This window comes from Pseudomonas sp. D3-27 (assembly GCF_051132165.1).
In the GTDB taxonomy this organism is placed as follows: domain Bacteria; phylum Pseudomonadota; class Gammaproteobacteria; order Pseudomonadales; family Pseudomonadaceae; genus Aquipseudomonas.
Map to the genome: position 1 here is coordinate 1,386,252 of NZ_CP071667.1, position 17,760 is coordinate 1,404,011.

General features: G+C 60.7%; 17 protein-coding genes. 4 read left to right on the forward strand and 13 right to left on the reverse strand.

From position 1 onward, the window contains the following. The first annotated feature begins 93 nt into the window (after positions 1-93). Positions 94-1,002: a LysR family transcriptional regulator gene (locus J3P92_RS06555; protein WP_434562640.1), complete on the forward strand. Its 909-nt coding sequence runs from the start codon at positions 94-96 to the stop codon at positions 1,000-1,002. 188 nt (positions 1,003-1,190) lie between these two features. On the opposite strand, the gene J3P92_RS06560 is transcribed toward J3P92_RS06555, so the two are convergent. From J3P92_RS06560 to J3P92_RS06585, 6 genes are all read right to left on the reverse strand, one after another. Beyond that, the gene (locus tag J3P92_RS06560) at positions 1,191-1,892 is read right to left on the reverse strand and encodes an ABC transporter ATP-binding protein (RefSeq protein ID WP_072409624.1); all 702 of its coding nucleotides are present in this window, start codon (positions 1,890-1,892) and stop codon (positions 1,191-1,193) included. Further along, entirely contained in the window at positions 1,893-2,660 is a 768-nt protein-coding gene (gene livG, locus J3P92_RS06565; RefSeq protein WP_420764330.1) for a high-affinity branched-chain amino acid ABC transporter ATP-binding protein LivG, read from the reverse strand. Further along, positions 2,657-3,913, reverse strand: coding sequence for a high-affinity branched-chain amino acid ABC transporter permease LivM (locus J3P92_RS06570; RefSeq protein WP_420764331.1), 1,257 nt, complete (start codon positions 3,911-3,913; stop codon positions 2,657-2,659). The genes livG and J3P92_RS06570 overlap by 4 nt, the downstream gene beginning before the upstream one ends. Beyond that, positions 3,910-4,833 (reverse strand): high-affinity branched-chain amino acid ABC transporter permease LivH, encoded by a 924-nt coding sequence (livH, locus tag J3P92_RS06575; protein WP_434609939.1) that lies wholly within the window; start codon positions 4,831-4,833, stop codon positions 3,910-3,912. The genes J3P92_RS06570 and livH overlap by 4 nt, the downstream gene beginning before the upstream one ends. Before the next feature lie 230 nt (positions 4,834-5,063). Further along, a complete protein-coding gene (locus J3P92_RS06580; protein ID WP_420764333.1) occupies positions 5,064-6,191 on the reverse strand; it encodes a branched-chain amino acid ABC transporter substrate-binding protein in 1,128 nt (375 codons plus the stop codon). Positions 6,192-6,251: 60 nt separating this feature from the next. Next, positions 6,252-6,488 (reverse strand): hypothetical protein, encoded by a 237-nt coding sequence (locus J3P92_RS06585; RefSeq protein ID WP_434650143.1) that lies wholly within the window; start codon positions 6,486-6,488, stop codon positions 6,252-6,254. A 42-nt stretch (positions 6,489-6,530) separates the two neighbouring features. Between J3P92_RS06585 and J3P92_RS06590 the strand changes: the two genes are divergently transcribed. Further along, positions 6,531-6,836 (forward strand): DUF2288 domain-containing protein, encoded by a 306-nt coding sequence (locus J3P92_RS06590; protein ID WP_264428324.1) that lies wholly within the window; start codon positions 6,531-6,533, stop codon positions 6,834-6,836. Positions 6,837-7,121: 285 nt separating this feature from the next. Here the strand turns inward: J3P92_RS06590 and J3P92_RS06595 are convergent, their stop codons facing one another. Further along, positions 7,122-9,296: a hypothetical protein gene (locus tag J3P92_RS06595; RefSeq protein WP_434650144.1), complete on the reverse strand. Its 2,175-nt coding sequence runs from the start codon at positions 9,294-9,296 to the stop codon at positions 7,122-7,124. A gap of 361 nt (positions 9,297-9,657) precedes the next feature. Here J3P92_RS06595 and J3P92_RS06600 point away from each other — a divergent pair, with 361 nt between their 5' ends. Next, positions 9,658-11,007, forward strand: coding sequence for a spinster family MFS transporter (locus J3P92_RS06600; protein WP_434562648.1), 1,350 nt, complete (start codon positions 9,658-9,660; stop codon positions 11,005-11,007). Between the two features lie 173 nt (positions 11,008-11,180). Here the strand turns inward: J3P92_RS06600 and J3P92_RS06605 are convergent, their stop codons facing one another. Together J3P92_RS06605 and pobA are read right to left on the reverse strand one after the other, a co-directional pair. After that, positions 11,181-12,671, reverse strand: coding sequence for an MDR family MFS transporter (locus J3P92_RS06605; protein WP_420764337.1), 1,491 nt, complete (start codon positions 12,669-12,671; stop codon positions 11,181-11,183). A 94-nt stretch (positions 12,672-12,765) separates the two neighbouring features. After that, the gene (gene pobA / locus J3P92_RS06610) at positions 12,766-13,956 is read right to left on the reverse strand and encodes a 4-hydroxybenzoate 3-monooxygenase (RefSeq protein WP_434650145.1); all 1,191 of its coding nucleotides are present in this window, start codon (positions 13,954-13,956) and stop codon (positions 12,766-12,768) included. 172 nt (positions 13,957-14,128) lie between these two features. Between pobA and J3P92_RS06615 the strand changes: the two genes are divergently transcribed. Next, the gene (locus J3P92_RS06615) at positions 14,129-15,022 is read left to right on the forward strand and encodes a helix-turn-helix domain-containing protein (protein ID WP_420764339.1); all 894 of its coding nucleotides are present in this window, start codon (positions 14,129-14,131) and stop codon (positions 15,020-15,022) included. 7 nt (positions 15,023-15,029) lie between these two features. Here J3P92_RS06615 and J3P92_RS06620 read toward each other — a convergent pair whose 3' ends face one another. The 4 genes from J3P92_RS06620 to J3P92_RS06635 all read right to left on the reverse strand — a co-directional run bounded on the left by J3P92_RS06620 (position 15,030) and on the right by J3P92_RS06635 (position 17,668). Further along, positions 15,030-15,206, reverse strand: coding sequence for a hypothetical protein (locus tag J3P92_RS06620; protein WP_420764340.1), 177 nt, complete (start codon positions 15,204-15,206; stop codon positions 15,030-15,032). 168 nt (positions 15,207-15,374) lie between these two features. Further along, positions 15,375-15,734 (reverse strand): DUF5064 family protein, encoded by a 360-nt coding sequence (locus tag J3P92_RS06625; RefSeq protein WP_434609953.1) that lies wholly within the window; start codon positions 15,732-15,734, stop codon positions 15,375-15,377. A 108-nt stretch (positions 15,735-15,842) separates the two neighbouring features. Further along, on the reverse strand, positions 15,843-17,189 hold the full coding sequence (locus J3P92_RS06630) for a CoA transferase (RefSeq protein WP_434609955.1): 1,347 nt from the start codon (positions 17,187-17,189) through the stop codon (positions 15,843-15,845). Positions 17,190-17,245: 56 nt separating this feature from the next. After that, positions 17,246-17,668, reverse strand: a complete 423-nt coding sequence (locus J3P92_RS06635; RefSeq protein WP_434650146.1) for a YbaN family protein — start codon at positions 17,666-17,668, stop codon at positions 17,246-17,248. Positions 17,669-17,760 lie beyond the last annotated feature (92 nt).

Consider the following 17,760-nt stretch of genomic DNA (forward strand, 5'->3'; position numbering starts at 1 on the left):
CATTGGTTTGAACGAGGTTGCAGTTTAGGCTGGATTTTCTTCGGGATAATCGTGCTAATAGGAAACCTTTGGTTTTCAATTGGAAACAATCCAGTGAGCGAGATAGATGACCTCGCAGCGTTCGCCGTGCTGGTGGAGGCTGGGAGTTTCACCTTGGCGGCGCAGCAGTTGGGGTGCAGCAAGGGGCAACTGTCCAAGCGCATCAGTCTGTTGGAAGAGCGGTTTTCGGTGCTGCTGCTCCAGCGCACGACACGACGCCTTAGCCTGACGGCGGCGGGCGCTGCGCTGTTGCCCCAGGCCCAGGCATTGTTGGTCCAGGTGGAAAGGGCGCGTCAGGCGTTGGCGCGCTTGAAGGGCGAAATTTCCGGGCCGGTGCGCATGACGGTTCCGGTTTCGTTGGGCGAAACGTTCTTCGAGGGATTGCTTACGGAATTTGCCTGTGCCTATCCCGACGTGCAGATTGAGCTGGAGCTCAACAATGGTTACCGCGATTTAACCCGCGATGGCTTCGATTTGGCGATTCGTTCGGATGCGGCGGTCGATGAGCGGTTGGTGGCTCGACCGTTGCTGGCCTGGCATGAAATGACCTGCGCCAGCCCGGCCTACCTGGAACGCTACGGCGAACCCGAGTCCCCCCACGCCTTGGTGGAGCACAAGTGCCTGCTCAACAGCCACTACAGTGGTCGGGAAGAGTGGCTGTATCACCAGCAGCACGAATTGTTGCGGGTGCGAGTGTCCGGGCCGTTCGCCAGTAACCATTACAGCCTGTTGAAAAAAGCCGCCTTGGCCGACGCGGGTATCGCCCGTTTGCCATCGTATTTGCTCCATGAAGAGCTGGCGGACGGACGCCTGCGTTGGCTGTTGCGCGATTTCCAGACCCGGCGCATGCCGATGTACCTGGTGCATCCTTATCAGGGTGGGTTGCCCAAGCGTACCCAGGTGCTGGCTGATTATTTGATTGAATGGTTCAAGCGCAGTGGGGAGGCGTTGGATCGGTTGTAGAGTGAAGACGCTATACCCGTGGCGAGGGAGCTTGCTCCCGCTCGGTTGCGTAGCGACCGCAAGAACTGGGGGCCGCTACGCCCGAGGCGTCGGACCGGCCCAGCGGGAGCAAGCTCCCTCGCCACGGGGGCGTGCGCATCCAGATAAAAAAAAACGGCCCGAAGGCCGTTTTTTTCTTGGTGACAGCCTCAGCCGCCCAGGTACGCCTCGCGCACTTTCGGGTCGGTCAGCAGCGCTTCACCGGTGCCTTGCATCACCACGCGACCGTTCTCCAACACGTACGCCCGGTCGGCGATTTTCAGCGCCTGGTTGGCGTTCTGCTCCACCAGGAACACCGTCACGCCATCCTTGCGCAGCTGTTCGATGATGTCGAAGATCTGCTGGATGATGATCGGTGCCAGGCCCAGGGAAGGCTCGTCGAGCAGCAGCAGCTTGGGCTTGCTCATCAGCGCACGGCCGATGGCGAGCATTTGCTGTTCGCCACCGGACATGGTGCCGCCGCGCTGGGTAAAACGCTCTTTCAGGCGTGGGAAAAGGTGCAGCACCTTGTCCATCTGTTCCTGATAGTCGCCCTTGTCGGTGAAGAACCCGCCCATGGCGAGGTTTTCTTCCACGGTCAGCCGGGCAAATACCCGACGGCCTTCAGGCACCACAGCGATGCTCTTGCGCATGATCTGCGCCGACTCCTGGCCCACCAGTTCCTCGCCCATGTAGCGGATGCTGCCGCTGTGGGCCTGGGGCGAACCGCAGAGGGTCATCAGCAGCGTCGATTTGCCAGCACCGTTGGCGCCGATCAGCGTGACGATTTCGCCCTGGCGGACCTCGACGTTGACGCTGTGAAGCGCCTGGATCTTGCCGTAGAAGGTGGAAACGTTTTCGAATTGCAGCATTTACGCTTCCCCCAGGTAGGCTTTGATCACTTCGGGATTATCGCGGATCTGTTCCGGCGTACCGTCGGCCAGCGGCGTGCCCTGGTTGATCACGACGATGTGGTCGGAAATGCTCATGACCAGCTTCATATCGTGCTCGATCAGCAGGACGGTGACGTTGTGCTCCTCGCGCAACACGCTGATGAGCGCCTTCAGGTCTTCGGTTTCCTTCGGGTTCAGGCCGGCGGCCGGTTCGTCGAGCATGAGGATCCGCGGGCGGGTCATCATGCAGCGGGCGATTTCCAGGCGCCGTTGCTGACCGTAGGCCAGGGTGCCGGCGGTACGGTTGGCGAACTCGGTGAGGTTGACCTTGTCCAGCCAGTACGCGGCGTACTCCATCGCCTCGCGTTCGCTCTTGCGGAACGCCGGGGTCTTGAACAGGCCCGCGAAGAAGTTGGTGTTCAGGTGACGGTGCTGGGCGATCAACAGGTTCTCGACCGCCGTCATGTCCTTGAACAGCCGCACGTTCTGGAAGGTCCGCACCACGCCCTTGCGAGCGATGTGATGGCCGGCCAGGCCCTGGATCGGCTCGCCGTCCAGCAGGATGGTGCCGCCGGTGGGCTGGTAGAAGCCGGTCAGGCAGTTGAACACTGTGGTCTTGCCCGCGCCGTTCGGCCCGATCAGGGCAACCACCTGTTTCTCTTTCACGGTCAGGGCCACGCCGTTGACCGCAAGCAAGCCGCCGAAGCGCATGCTCAAGTTTTCAACTTTGAGGATCTCGCGGCTCATTTGCGCAGCTCCATGTGTGGGCGTTGCATAGGCAGCAGACCTTGAGGACGCCAGATCATCATCAGCACCATCAAGGCGCCGAACATCAACATGCGGTATTCACTGAATTCACGCATCATTTCAGGCAGCAGGATCATCACGATCGCCGCCAGGATCACGCCCAGCTGCGAGCCCATCCCGCCCAGCACGACGATGGCGAGGATGATCGCCGACTCGATGAAGGTGAACGATTCGGGCGTCACCAGGCCCTGGCGAGCCGCGAAGAAGCTACCGGCGAAACCGGCGAACGCAGCACCGAGGGTGAAGGCCGACAGTTTGATCACGGTTGGGTTGAGACCCAGCGCGCGGCAGGCGATTTCGTCTTCACGCAGCGCTTCCCACGCACGGCCGATCGGCATGCGCAGCAGGCGATTGATGACAAACAGTGCCGCCAGTGCCAGCAACAGGGCAACCAGGTACAGGAAGATCACCTTGTTGATCGAGTTGTATTGCAGGCCGAAGTACTCGTGGAAGGTCTGCAAGCCTTCGGCGGCCTTGCGCTCGAAGGTCAGGCCGAAGAACGTCGGCTTCTCGATGTTGCTGATGCCGTTCGGACCACCGGTGATGTCGGTCATGTTACGCAGGAACAGCCGGATGATCTCACCGAAACCCAGGGTCACGATCGCCAGGTAGTCACCACGCAAGCGCAGGACCGGGAAACCCAGCAGGAAACCGAAGGTCGCAGCCATCAGCCCGGCGATCGGCAGGCAGATCCAGAAGCTCAGGCCGAAGTAGTGGGACAGCAGCGCGTAGCTGTAGGCGCCGACGGCGTAGAAACCGACGTAACCCAGGTCCAGCAGGCCGGCCAGGCCTACCACGATGTTCAGGCCCAGGCCGAGCATCACGTAGATCAGGATCAGCGTAGCGATGTCCACCGCGCCGCGCGAGCCGAAGAACGGCCATACCAGCGCGACGATGATGAGGGCGATGATGAAATAGCGCTGAGTCGTTGGCAGGGTCAGGAAGTTGCTGGCCTTGGCCGGGATCAGCGGCAGGCCTGGGGAGGAGCGCCAGGCCTTGCTGATTTGCTGGTTGAACAGCACGCGCAGGAACATCAGCACCGAGCAGATCGCGATGGTCGCAAGCACCGCAGGGCTGGTGTTGTGCACTTCCAGGTTGATACCGACGATGGTCAGTTTCAGACCGAGTACCGGGTAGGCCACGGCCCAGACCAGCAAGGCACTGAACAGTGCCTGTTTAAGATTCCTAGTCATACTTTCTCAACCTCTGGACGGCCCAGAATGCCGGTCGGACGGAACAACAGCACCAGAACCAACAAGCCGAATGCAACGACGTCCTTGTACTGGTCGCCGAAAATATCGGCGCCAAAGGCTTCCGCCACCCCCAGCACCAATCCACCGAGCATGGCTCCGGGAATGCTGCCGATGCCGCCCAATACCGCAGCGGTGAAGGCCTTGAGGCCGACGAGGAAACCAGCGTTCGGGTTGATCACGCCGTATTGCATGCTCAGCAGAACAGCCGCAACGGCTGCCAGCGCAGCACCAATGACAAAAGTCAGGGCGATGATGTTGTTGGTGTTGATGCCGAGCAGGTTGGCCATCTTGATGTCCTCGGCACAGGCGCGGCAGGCGCGGCCCAGGCGAGAACGGGAGATGAACAGGGTCAGGCCGAGCATGGCGATCACAGTGACGACGAACACCACGATCTGCATGTAGGAAATCAGCACTTCTTGTGCGCCACCCGGACCGAAGGCGAAGTTGCCAGGGATCAGGTTGGGGATTGCTTTGTCCTTGGAGTCTTGCGCCAGCAGAACGGTGTTCTGCAGGAAAATCGACATACCAATGGCGGAAATCAGCGGGATAAGACGGTTGCTGCCGCGCAAGGGGCGATAGGCGATCCGTTCGATGCTGTAGCCATAGGAACTGGTGACCACGATGCTCGCGATAAAAGCCGCGGTCATCAACAGCGGGACACTGTCGAGTCCCATCATGGTCAGCCCGGCAATGGCGATGAACGCCACGTAGGAGCCGATCATGTACACCTCGCCGTGGGCGAAGTTGATCATTCCAATGATGCCGTAAACCATCGTGTAGCCGATGGCGATCAGGGCATACATGCTGCCAACGTTAAGGCCGTTAACCAGCTGTTGGAAGAAGTGATAGATGTCAGGCATTACAGCGCTCCTAAAAACCTGATACGCATTTCACTGGTGGAGTCATTTTCCCGCCCGGCCCCGTGGATCTCTATCCACTTCGAATCCGGGTTTTGCCAGCGAACCGCTGATGACGGTTTTGAGATTTTCAGGTGGGGAGACTGGCGGATCACGCCAGCGCGGCCCATACATTCGTAAAACAAAGCCCACGGCACGCCGTGGGCTTTATTGGCAGTCAGTGAGGCAGCGCCTTACTGAGGCGAAACTTCAGTTTTAGGTTTGCCGTTGTGCCACTCGTAAACCACGAATTTGAAGTCTTTCAGGTCGCCCTTTTCATCGAAGCTCAGGTCACCGGTCGGCGTCTTGAAAGTGCCGGCGTGGATGGCTTCAGCCACTTTGGTCGCGTCTTCGGACTTGGCCGCCTTGATGCCTTCGGCAATCACGGTCACTGCGGAGTAGGACGGGAACACGAACGGGCCGCTCGGGTCTTCCTTCTTCGCTTTGAACGCGTCAGCCAATGCAACGTTGGCCGGATCCTGGTCGAAGGACTTCGGCAGGGTCACCAGCAGGCCTTCGGAAGCATCCTTGGCGATCTGGGTGATCGAATCGTTGCCCACGCCTTCCGGACCCATGAAGCGGGCTTTCAGGCCCTTTTCCTGGGCTTGACGCAGGATCAGGCCCAGCTCCGGGTGGTAACCGCCGTAGTAAACGAAGTCGACACCGGCTTGCTTGAGCTTGGCGATGATCGCGGAGAAGTCCTTGTCGCCGGCGTTGACGCCTTCGAACACGGCAACCTTGGTGCCTTTCTTCTCGAGGGTGGCTTTCACCGCGCTGGCGATGCCTTCACCGTACTGCTGCTTGTCGTGCAGGACCGCAACGATTTTCGGCTTGACGTGATCGGCGATGTAGTTGCCGGCCGCTGGGCCTTGGGCACTGTCCAGACCGATGGTGCGGAAGATCATCTTGTAGCCACGGGCGGTGATGTCCGGGCTGGTGGCCGCTGGGGTGATCATGATCACGCCTTCGTCTTCGTAGATGTCCGAAGCCGGCTGGGTGGAGCTGGAGCACAGGTGGCCGATCACGAACTTGACGCCGTCGTTGACGACCTTGTTCGCGACGGCGACCGCTTGTTTTGGATCGCAGGCGTCATCGTATTCAACGGCTTCGAGTTTCTTGCCGTCGACGCCGCCCTTGGCGTTGATTTGCTCGATCGCCATCTTGGAGCCGCTGAACTGCATGTCGCCGTATTGGGCTACAGGGCCGGTTTTCGGGCCGGCGATGCCGATCTTGATGGTATCGGCGGCAAACGAATGGCTGGCAACCCCGGCCAGAACCATAGCGGCAAACAGTTTGGAAATCTGCTTAGTAGCCTTAGTCATAGTGCTCCACTCATGCTGTTGTAGTTTTTATAGTCCTGGCGCCGTAGCAGCAGAACCGGGTCAGATATCTTGGATATCCTCGCGGAAAATGCCCCCGGCAACTGTACCGGTACAGTGTAGAGCGCCGATTGTTGGCAAGGGAAGCTGGCGCTTGGGGGCAAAACCTGAGGGTGTCGCTTTATTGAAAGAAAAAGACAGATTCGCGGCGAGGGTTGTCCGGTCAAATCGGCAATCCTTGGCTTTGCTGCGCTTTTCAATCGGTGCTGCAATTGCAACTGGGTTTTTCTGCCAGACCACCGACGTTATCATTCGCGCCGATTTCTTTTCCGGACAGCTCCCATGAATCAAGAACCTAGCACCCTCTATGCCAAATTGCTCGGTGAAACCGCATCCATCACCTGGAAAGAGCTGGAGCCGTTCTTTGCCAAGGGTGCCCTATTGTGGGTCGATCCGGCACTGGATCTGATCGCTGCCGCCGAGGCCGTGGCCCAGGACGAAGGTACCAAAGTCGCCGCCTGGCTGGGCGCCGGGCAGGTCGCCAAGCTGTCTGAAACGCGGGCGCTGGATTTTCTGGAGCGCGATCCGCAGCTCTGGGCGGTGGTGGTTTCGCCTTGGATCATGATCCAGGAAAGGGCATCGAATTGATCGATGCACCAACTTGGTTCGCTCCCTGGCTCGGTTGAAAGTGTGTAGGTGAGTAGCGAGATGACAGCCTGCCGTGGCGAAACGCCACAGGGCAGGGTGACGTATACGTAACGGGAACAGTTTATTGGGCAGCCTTTTGGCTGCTTAATTGTTTCTGGATGTTGTTCTGGGGAGAGATTCAAGGCCGCTATCGCGAGCAAGCTCGCTCCCACAATGGGTCTGTGTTCACAAAACCTGTGGGAGCGAGCTTGCTCGCGATTTGGGCGACTCGGTCTCAAGCCAGACTTAATAAGTACGGCCAGTATGGTTATTAAGCGAAATAACCTTGGTCTTGCCGATCCGATGACGGTAGATCTCGCGCAGGTACTTGATGGACTTCTTCACGCAGTCGCGGGACAGGCGGATGTCGTTGATCGAGACGAATTTTTCCTTGTCGCTGATCAGCTCGCGGTATTTCTTTTCATACATCGGCTTGATCGCGTACCAGTTGGTGTCGAGGATTTTCGCCGGGTTCTCGAATTCATTGAGCAGGTCGTCGATGCTTGCCTCGTCGAATTCTTCGTTGATGATGAAGTCCAGGATCGAGTTGTCCAAGGTCTCATCGAAGCGGTACGGCGTACGGGCGAAGCAGCGTTTGATAAACGCCACGATCAGGGTCAGGAAGTCGTCCGAAAGGCACGGGCTCTTGGCGATCAGCGTGGTCAGCGACAGGTTCGCCGAGGCGCCGATCACCAACGCGTAGCGCTTGAGCGTGGTGTTGGGGAACAGGCTGTTGAGGTGGGTCTTGAGCCGGTTCAAGTCCATGTAGGACAGCTTGTAATCCTTGGGCAACGAGACGATCGATACCACCGACGAGCAGTTCTTGAAGAAGTGCAGGTCATGCAGCGCAGCGGCGTCGTAGCCGGAGTTCTTGTACTGCTCCAGCGAGGCGCGGTAGCGCTTGGACTCGATGGGCAACAGGCTGATGCCTTCGATGGCCTGGGTGACTTTGTTGAAGTGCGGCAAGTCGATGGAACGGAAAAACAGGTCATCGATGTTCAAGCGCGGTGGCTCTTTCTCGAACACCTTGAACTTGTCGCCGCTCGGCGCCGGGGTTTCCGGGACCACGGACTCGGCGTAGGCAATCGCCACCGGGCCGGCCAGGCTCATGAACAGGTCGTTGGCGTCCAGGCGAATGGTTTCACCAATGTCGATGCCGGCGCGACGGAAGTAGTTCTGGTCGTAGTCGGTGGTCACGGCCTGGGCCGTCAGGATGTTGAATATCTGCTGGGAAATGTACTGGTTGGCGTGCTTTTCCATGGCATTGACATCAATGTTCTGGATGTTGCCGTCATCACTCTCTTCGGCGTAGCGCATGATGTCGTTGGAGATCAACATCATCGCGTTCCACGGACGGATGCGGCCCATGACGCTGGCTTCGCTGCTGTCTTCGTTGGCGAAGTTGTACGAGAAATCCCATTCTTCCGAGAGGTATTTGCACAACAGCCGACCGGCGTTGATGTGCAGAGCCTCGGACATTTCGCTGCGGTGGTCGGAGATATTAGGCAGCACGCAAATGCCGCTGGTGAAAATCGGCTCGAAGACGAAGGAGTGACCGCTCTTGCTGTCGTGTTCGTCCATCGGCTTGGTGTCGAACGTCTTGTTCATGTAGGAGTACTGCTGGGCCAGGCCAAACTCCGAGGCCATGCCCGAACCGGTACCGCCGCCGGCGCTGAAGATCGAAAAATACAGGCGCGACTGGTTGGCCTTGATGCCGCAGCTGTCGATCAGGTACGAGTGAATCATCTTCCAGTCGGGGCTGGAGAAACGCTGGGTGTCCTTGTTCAGGATGATCTTCGCCAGATACTGGCCGAGGATCGGCGCGTTGCCGGCGCCACCAGCATGGACTTCCGACAGGTCCATGATTTTCATCTTGCTGTAGTCGCGCAAGAAGCCGCTTTTCTCGCCTTTGCGCGAGAAACGGATGCGCCCGGCGATGTCCTTGTCCAAGTCTCCCAGCATGACCAGTGGTTCCACCAGGAACACCGGTTTGCTTGCCTTGCTGTTGCCCAGGCGCAGGTTGCGCATCCACTGCGCCGGGCGATAACTTTTGTCGCCGTAGTTTTTATCCTCGGCATTGAATTCGTTGAGGTAGAACTTGCGGGCGTTGTAGACCAGCTCCGCGACGTCCAGGGCGATGTTGGAACCGCAGCGACCTAGGCCGATCAGGCAAACCGATGGGAACTCCTGCTGGCCACGTTCGCTCTCGTCGTCCACCAGGTGCGGCGGACGGGGGAACACGGCATCGCGCAGGCCGTCGAGGTTGTCGAGGATGCGGTCGGTGTTGGTCTCGGTGAAATACAGGTATTGCTGGGTAGCCAGGGATCGCGAGCTGCTCGACAGCGTCGAGGTTTCAGGGCCGTTGGCGGCTGGGCTCAAGGTCAGATCGGAAACCGCAGTGGCTGTTTTTTTGGAAGTCATTGTGCGCCGTATGCCTGGACTGGTCGGATCGACGACATGTCATCGAACCATCGCGAATGGGAACTCGCGTCCTTTGATGGCAACGCGAATGTCGGCCCAAGCGTTCAGGGCTGCAGCCTGAGCAGCGCTCGGGAGAATCTATTCCTGATCATGTTGGATCGGCCATCGCGCGAGGTTCTTTAATCAAGAGCAGGCAAAATGATGGCAGTTGTTGCAGCAAATTGACCAAAGCAATGAAACACGCCCTGCGCCATGGTTTGGTATCAGCCATGCGAATGATTGGAGACAGCTCGCGTCCCGCTGTCTAGATTGCAGACTCCGGGCTCGGATGCCTCGCCCAACAATAAAAAGAGACGGACCCATGCAGAACTCGACCCAAGCGGCGAATGCCTGGCGCATTCTGTTCCTGTTGTTCCTGGCCAACCTGTTCAACTTCTTCGATCGCACCATCCCGGCGATCATCATCGAGCCGATCCGCATGGAGTGGAGCCTCAGCGACTTCCAGATCGGCATCATCGGCACCGCGTTCACAATCGTCTACGCCATTGCGGGCTTGCCGCTGGGGCGCATGGCCGATACCGGTTCGCGCAGCAAGTTGATGGGCTGGGGCCTGGCCGCCTGGAGCGGATTGACCGCGGTGAATGGCCTGGTGGGCAGTTTCTGGGCGTTCCTGGTGGTGCGCATGGGCGTGGGCATCGGTGAGGCCAGCTATGCGCCGGCCGCCAATTCGTTGATTGGCGATCTGTTCCCGGCTCACCGCCGGGCTCGGGCAATGGGCATCTTCATGTTGGGGCTGCCGCTGGGCCTGTTGTTGGCGTTCTTCACCATCGGCGCGATGGTCAAGGCCTTCGACAGCTGGCGTGCGCCTTTCTTCATCGCGGCGGTGCCGGGGCTGGTGCTGGCGGTGTTCATGTTCTTCATCAAGGAACCCAAGCGCGGCGCGGCGGAAACCGTGCAGGTGTCCCAAGAGAAGGTTGATAAACCGGTTCGCCGGGTGCTGGCGATTCCGACCTTTCTCTGGTTGGTGCTGGCGGGGCTGTGCTTCAACTTCGCCACCTACGCCTGCAACTCATTCCTGGTGCCAATGCTGCAACGGTATTTCGGGATGCCGCTGCACGAGGCGGCCGTGGCGACCGGCATCATGGTGGGCGTGACCGGATTGTTCGGGCTGACCCTTGGCGGCTGGGTCGCAGACAAGATCCACCAGCGCGTGCCCAACGGCCGTCTGTTGTTTGCAGCGTTCAGCCTGGCCATTTCGACAGTGACCACGGCGTGGGCCCTCCATGCCGGGCGCATCGAGATCGGTGTTTTCGTGGCCGTGTTCAGCGTTGGTTGGTTGTTTGCCTATAACTTCTACACCTGCGTCTATACCGCGATCCAGGACGTGGTGGAGCCGCGACTGCGTGCTACGGCGATGGCCTTGTATTTTGCCGGGCTGTATCTGCTCGGCGGCGGCCTCGGGCCGGTGGTGGTGGGCGGCTTGTCCGACTACTTCGCCCACACGGCGATGGCTGTAGCAGGTGCCCCCCAAATGACCGAAGCCTTCAAGGCCATCGGCCTGCATGACGCGATGTATCTGATCCCGGTGGCGCTGTTGCTGACCATGGTGTTCCTGTTCCTGGCGTCTCGCTGCTTCGTGCGCGATGCCAAGCGGATGAAGGACGGGATGAGCGTCGTGGTGGAGCCGGCGGGCGTGGCGGCGACAGCTTGAGATCAAACTGCTGGCGAAACAGCTTTGTGGCGAGGGGATTTATCCCCGCTGGGCTGCAGAGCAGCCCTCGAAAAACACTCAGCTAACCTGACACAGTGCGGCGTCGGTTTTAGGGCTGCTGCGCAGCCCAGCGGGGATAAATCCCCTCGCCACAGGGTTCAGCGCCATCTGCACTAACGAGCCTTTTCCTCTCGCCCGCGCAACAGGCGATCGGGCATGGCCACCGCAGCCGCCAGCCCCAGCAATGACACCGCCGCGCTGATCATCAGCAAGTGCCGGAACGTCGCTTGCAACTCCTCACGCAAGGCGTCCCGTGCCTCTCCGGGAGCGGCGTTCAAACCATCGAGCAGGACGTTGCCGGAATGCCCCTCGCCGATCATCGACGAACCGGCGAGCTGGGCAAAACCGGAATCCTGCAGCAAGGCCAGCAGCAACGCCGACATCAGCGCCACACCCACCGCGCCGCCCAATGAGCGAAACAGGTTAGTGGTGCTGGTAGCGACACCGATGTCCCGTTGCTGCACCGAATTCTGCGAGCCCACCAGCGAAGTGGGAAATTGCATGCCCGAAGCGATGCCGCTGAGCAACATGAACAGGCTGCTCAGCCAGAACACGGCGGGCGGCGTGAAAGCCATGCCAAGAATGGCGAACGGGAAGAGCAGGGCGCCACTGAGGATCATCGGTTTGTAGCGCCCGGTGATCGAGGTGCGCCGCCCGGCGAAATAGGCGCCCATCGGCAAACCCATCGCCAGCGGCAGCAAGTGCAGCGCGGCGCTGTCGGCGCCGGCGCCGGTCACGCTCTGGAAGCGCAACGGCACCAGCACTGTCAGGGAAATCGCCTGGAAGCTGGTGAAAAAAACCGTGCACCAGCACAGCACCGCGCTGCGGTTGACGAATAGGTGCATAGGCAGCAACGGCTCCCGTGCGCGGCGTTCATGCCAGGCGAAGAGACCCAGCACGAGTACTGCGCCACCCAGCAGCCCGAGCACTTCGCGGCTGTGCCAGGCATGGCCTTGGCCGATCTGGGTAATGCCCAGCAGCAGCGAGGTCAGACCGATGATCAGCAACACGGTGCCCAGGTAATCGATGATTGGTGTGCGTTGTGGCACCGGCAGCCCCACCAGGGCGCGCCGGGCCACCAGCCAGGCGCCCAGGCCCAATGGCAGGTTGATCCAGAAGACCCAGCGCCACGACAGGTACTCGGTCATGTAGCCGCCCAGCACCGGTCCGGCCACGCTGGCCACCGCATACATGCTGCTGAAATAACCCTGGTAGCGCCCACGCTCGCGGGGCGGGATGATGTCGCCGATGATCGCCTGGCTCACAGAAATCATGCCGCCGGCGCCGATGCCCTGGAAAATCCGCGCCAGCACCAGTTGCTCCATGTTCTGTGCCAACCCGCAAAACAGCGAAGCGAGGGTGAACAGGCCCATGCCGAACAGCATCAGCGGGCGCCGGCCATACAAGTCGCCCAGCTTGCCGTAGATCGGCACCGCTACGGTCATGGCGACCATGTAGCCGGAGATCACCCAGGCCAGCAGGCTGACATCCTTGAATTGCGCGGAAATGGCCGGCATCGAGACCGCGACGATGGTCTGGTCCAGCGCACCGAGGAAAATCGCCAGCATCAGCGCCACCAGCACGCTGCGGATAGCGGGTTGCATAGCTTGAGGCGTATCGAGCTGAGTCAAGGCAGGACCTGCGGGCATCGCGCCTGGCGGCGAGGGGACGAAGCCCGCAGTTTAATTCGGTAGCCGCCTATTCGATAGCCTCATAAGGAAGGCCGACGTAATTTTCCGCGATGGTTTTGCGCCCCGCCTCGGAGTCGACGAAATACTCCAGCTCCGCCTCGCTGATGCGCTGGTTGAACGCGTCGTCATCGAAGCGGTGCAGCATCGACGTCATCCACCAGGAGAAGCGCTCGGCTTTCCAGACCCGTCGCAGGCAGATGTCGGAATAGCGTTCCAGCAGATCCGCGCGACCGTCGCGATAGACCTTAAGCAAAATATTGAATAGCGTGCTGACATCGCTGGCAGCCAGGTTCAGCCCCTTGGCCCCGGTCGGCGGGACGATGTGGGCGGCGTCGCCCACCAAAAACATCCGCCCGTACTGCATCGGTTCCACGACGAAGCTGCGCAGTGGTGCGATGCTTTTTTCTATGGAGGGACCGGTCACCAGGGTTTCGGCCAGGTCGGTGGGCAGGCGTATTTTCAGTTCATCCCAGAAACGCTCGTCCGGCCAGTCGGCCACTTGTTCCTCGGCGGGCACTTGCAGGTAATAACGGGTGCGGGTCCGCGAGCGCATGCTGCACAGGGCAAAGCCGCGCTCGTGGCGAGCGTAGACGAGTTCTTCGTGGACGGGCGGGGTGTCGGCGAGGATGCCGAGCCAGCCGAACGGGTAGACGCGTTCGAAGACCTTGAGCTTTTGCGCCGGGATCGATTGCCTTGCCGCGCCATGGAAACCATCGCAGCCGGCCACGTAATCGCAGTCCAGGCGCCAGGTTTCGCCGGCGTGTTCAAAGGTCACGAAGGGGTGCTCGGTCTTCAGGTCGTGGGGCTGGGCGTTGTCGACCTGATACAGCGTCTGGGCGCCGGATGCCTGCCGGGCGGCCATCAAGTCGCGAGTGACTTCGGTCTGACCGTAAATCATGACGTTCTGGCCACCGGTCAGCCCTTTGAGATCGATGTGGACGCGCCGACCGTTGAGGACCAGCTCGAAGCCATCATGGGACAAGCCCTCGGCGTCCATGCGTTGGCCAACTCCGGCCTGGCGCAGCAGATGGACCATGCCCTGCTCGAGTACACCGGCGCGGATCCGGCCGAGGACGTAATCGGGAGTCTGGCGCTCGAGGATCACGGTGTCGATCCCTGCGTTGTGCAATAACTGGCCGAGCAGCAGCCCAGAGGGGCCGGCGCCGATAATGGCGACTTGGGTCTTGAGGGTTTTCATTGTTGTTATGGCTCGCAAGAGGCACGCGACCAGGGTCGGCGTTTATTTTTAGTAATCCTGGCGTGCATTTTTCGCTTGCGGACCTGTCAATTGAAGGGGAAAACTGAGCTGAAACCTGCACATTCTGCCAATCGGTGCGATTACCGCCCGTAACCCAAGGCCGATCCTCGTTATGAAGAAAACTGAGCTGCCTTCGATTCCCGTGTTCAAGCTCTACGGCGAGAGCCAGGATTGGCCCACGCCGGATCTGCTGCACTGCGAAACCATTTCCAGCCGCAGCAGCGAGCACCAATGGGAAATAAAACCCCATAGGCATGCCGATCTGTGCCAGCTGCTTTTTGTGTTCAAGGGTCAAGCGGAACTGGAAATCGAAGGCCAGCGTACACGGCTCGACGAGCCGGCCGTGCAGATCCTGCCGCCGCTGTCGGTCCATGGTTTCCGTTTTTCGGAGGATGTGCAGGGTTATGTCGTGACCCTGGCGGCGCCGCTGGTCACGCACCTGCAAGCCCAGCTAGGCCATTCGGTCAATGTCCTGGCCCAGGCGGAAGCCTATCCGGCCGGAGAGAACGCTGATTACCTCAATAGTTTGTTCAGTGCCATGCAGGCGGAGTACGTGGGCCATCAACCGGCCCGGGAAATGCTCATGCATGCCTTGGTCAGCGTGATCATGGTCTGGGTGAGCCGCCAGGTGATGAACCGGCGTATCTCCACCCAGCGCCCGCAGCGGGCCCGGGAATACCTCAACGGGTTCATCCAATTGGTGGAAGAGACCTATCGCCAGCACGTCAAGGTCGAGGACCTGGCCCATCGCCTGGGCATCTCGGTGTCGCACCTCAATGGCACCTGTCGCGAACTCGCGGGACAGCCGGCACTGCAAATCATGCACGAGCGCCAGTTGCTGGAAGCCAAGCGGCTGCTGACCTATACAGGCATGACGATCTATGAGATCTCCGAGATGCTTGGCTTCTCCGACCCGACCAACTTCACCCGACTGTTCCGTCGGCGCGTCGGTATCTCGCCCAAAGCCTTCCGAGACCGGCTCAAGACCGATCAGCAGGACGACTGAAACCGTCTCAGCGCAGCGCGTTCAAGGTTGCGTTGTGCGGTATGCAGCGTTCGAAGTTGCAGCTGGCGTATTCACGGGGCAGCTGCCTGGCCTGCTCGACCCGATAAGCCGCGGTGCCATACAGCGCCAGCGTGGCGGTGCAGGTGACAAAGATGGCGAGGCGTCTTCTTGTTTTGATGTTCATGGCGATGACCTCTGAACGAATACCCGGGGGTACTGTTTTCAGCATAGGTCAGCCATGGCGGGTTGCCAGCCAGGCGGTTTGTGTATGTAAGCAGATATTCAGCTCGCTGATGTTCCCTATGGGAGCAAGCTTGCTCCCACAGGGATTAGGGTTGTTCTTTCGAGCGTTCTATTCCAAATGCTCAGGTTTCATCGGATCCCCCGGCTTGACATCCAACTGGTGGCGCACGTCTTCGAACATTTCGTCGTAGTACTTGTGCATCGCGCCGATGTTCGTGCTCTTGGGCAGGCCGTAGTATTGGGCAATGCGGGTGGCGTGGCGGGCGAAGTCGAAGGCTTGGTCCTTGGCCAGGAAAAACGTCTCGTCTACGTTCTTGTCTTCTACCGTGCCGTGCAGGCGAAATGACATGCCCTTTCCCTCGTCGGGATCCTGGGCTATTTCGTAATCGATGCACAGGTTGTAGCTGAAATCATCCTTGTTCAGCGCATGGCGCTCCATGTGCAGGTGTCCGGGTTGGAACGTGGCCATCAGCGTCTCTCCTTCGAAGGCGTGGAGAACGGCAGACACCGCGCCTGCCCCATAAGTTTTCCCGTTATCGATAAACATGTCGGGCGACGGGTGCGGTCTATTGAACCATCACCATTGCGCGCGGTGGGCGCCCAGGTCAGCGGCCGGCAACTTCCATTGCAGCGGCGTGCCGGGCATTTTCAGCGGTACCTGCAAGCGATGCGCCGGACCCCAGGGCGTCTGTTCCACCAGCAACCCCTGGTCAGCCTCGTCTTCGGGGCGCAATGCAACCTCACTGCCGGCGCCGCCCTCGATCAACAGCTTCGCCGTGCGCGCCAGTGACAAGCGTGCCGAGCCCCCACGGCCGTTGGCCAAGCGTCGATTCAGCAACACGATTGCGCTGGCGGCCATCAGGTAACCGGTGCCGTGGTCCAGCGCCTGGACCGGCAGAGGCGTCGGTTTGTCCGTGTGTTTCCAGGCCATGCCGGCCTCGGCGATACCGCAGCTCATCTGCACCAGGCTGTCGAAGCCGCGGCGGTGTTGCCAGGGGCCGCTCCAGCCGTAGGCGTTGAGGCAGACGTCGATCAGGCCGGGCGCCAACTGCCGACGTTGTGTAGCGCCGTAGCCCAGGCGTTCGAGCGCGTCGGCGCGGTAGCCGTGCAACAGGATGTCCGCCTCCTGGAGCAGCGCCTCGAACGCTGCTCGATCGGTGGGCTGGCGCAAGTCGAGGCGGGCGCAACGTTTGCCGAGGGTGACTTCAGGCACCACGCCGGGTTCGTTCCAGGTCGGCGGGTCGATGCGCAGCACGTCGGCCCCCAGCCCGGCGAGAAAGCGACTGGCAACCGGGCCGGCCAGCACGCGGGTCAGGTCCAGCACCTTGAGGCCCGCCAAGGGCTGGGCGACGGAGCCGAGCCAGGGGCCAGGCGCGCCTTGCGCTCCGCTATCCAAATGAACGAGGGGCTCGGCATTGACAGCGATGCCCTGGGGATGCGCCTGCCATGCCAGCCATGAACGCATCTGCGCGGCGCAACCGCCGGCATCGATCACGGCCTGTTCCAGTTCGGCCTTGTTCCACCGGACCACTCTGCTGGCCATGTCGGCGCGGTCGGTGCAGGCGCCGAGCACCTTTTGCGCCGCCTGGCGATGATGCGGCGCGTTGGTGTGCAGGCGGATCCAGCCGTCGGCGGTGGCGTAGTCGCCCGCCACCGGATCCCACAGGGGCGGCACGCCCCAGCCGATGGGCCGCAGGGAGGTGGAAAACCAGAATGAGGCCAGGCGCCGGTCGACTTCCATCGACGGCAGGCGACCGGTTTGCTGGCGGATCAGTTCGGCGACCGCTTGACCGGCCGTGGCGATGCTCGCGCAGGCCAGCTCGGTGACGGCGAAGGCGGAGGGCAGGGCGCCTTCGCTGGTGAAGGGGATGGGTGTCGTGGGCAAGCCCATGGCGGTTTGCATGGGTGTGAGTAGGTCTGACATTTGGAAACCCTCCTGAACCAGAGAGCGAGCATAGATCAAACAAACGTCGGGGGCCGCTACGCCCGAGGCGTCGGACCGGCCCAGCGGGAGCCAGCTCCCTCGCCACGATTCTCCGGTCTGGACCAGATCCAGAGATTACTCAGGCCCATGCCTGCGAGTGCCAGGTATACCGGCCAGCGGTGATCGAGCATCAGCAGCATAAACCCTGCACAGCACAGCATGCTGACCGTTGCAGCGATCTTGGCCCGGCGCGGGATAACCTTGCCGTTGCGCCAGTTGCGCAGCATCGGCCCGAACAACCGATGGCCCTCCAGCCAAGCGCTCAGGCGCGGCGAACTGCGGGTCGCGGCCCAGGCGGCAAGCAGGATGAATTCGGTGGTGGGCAAGCCCGGCACGACGATGGCCACCAGGCCGATGGCCAGGCTGGTGTAGGCAAGGAGGGCGAAGAGCAGGCGAGTGAATCTGGAGGGGCGTTTCATCAGTGTTCTTCTTTCATGCACATTCCCTCTGGGAACGAGCCGGCTCGCGATGGCGGTGGGTCAGGCGACTTCTGTGGCGACTGAGCCAGTGT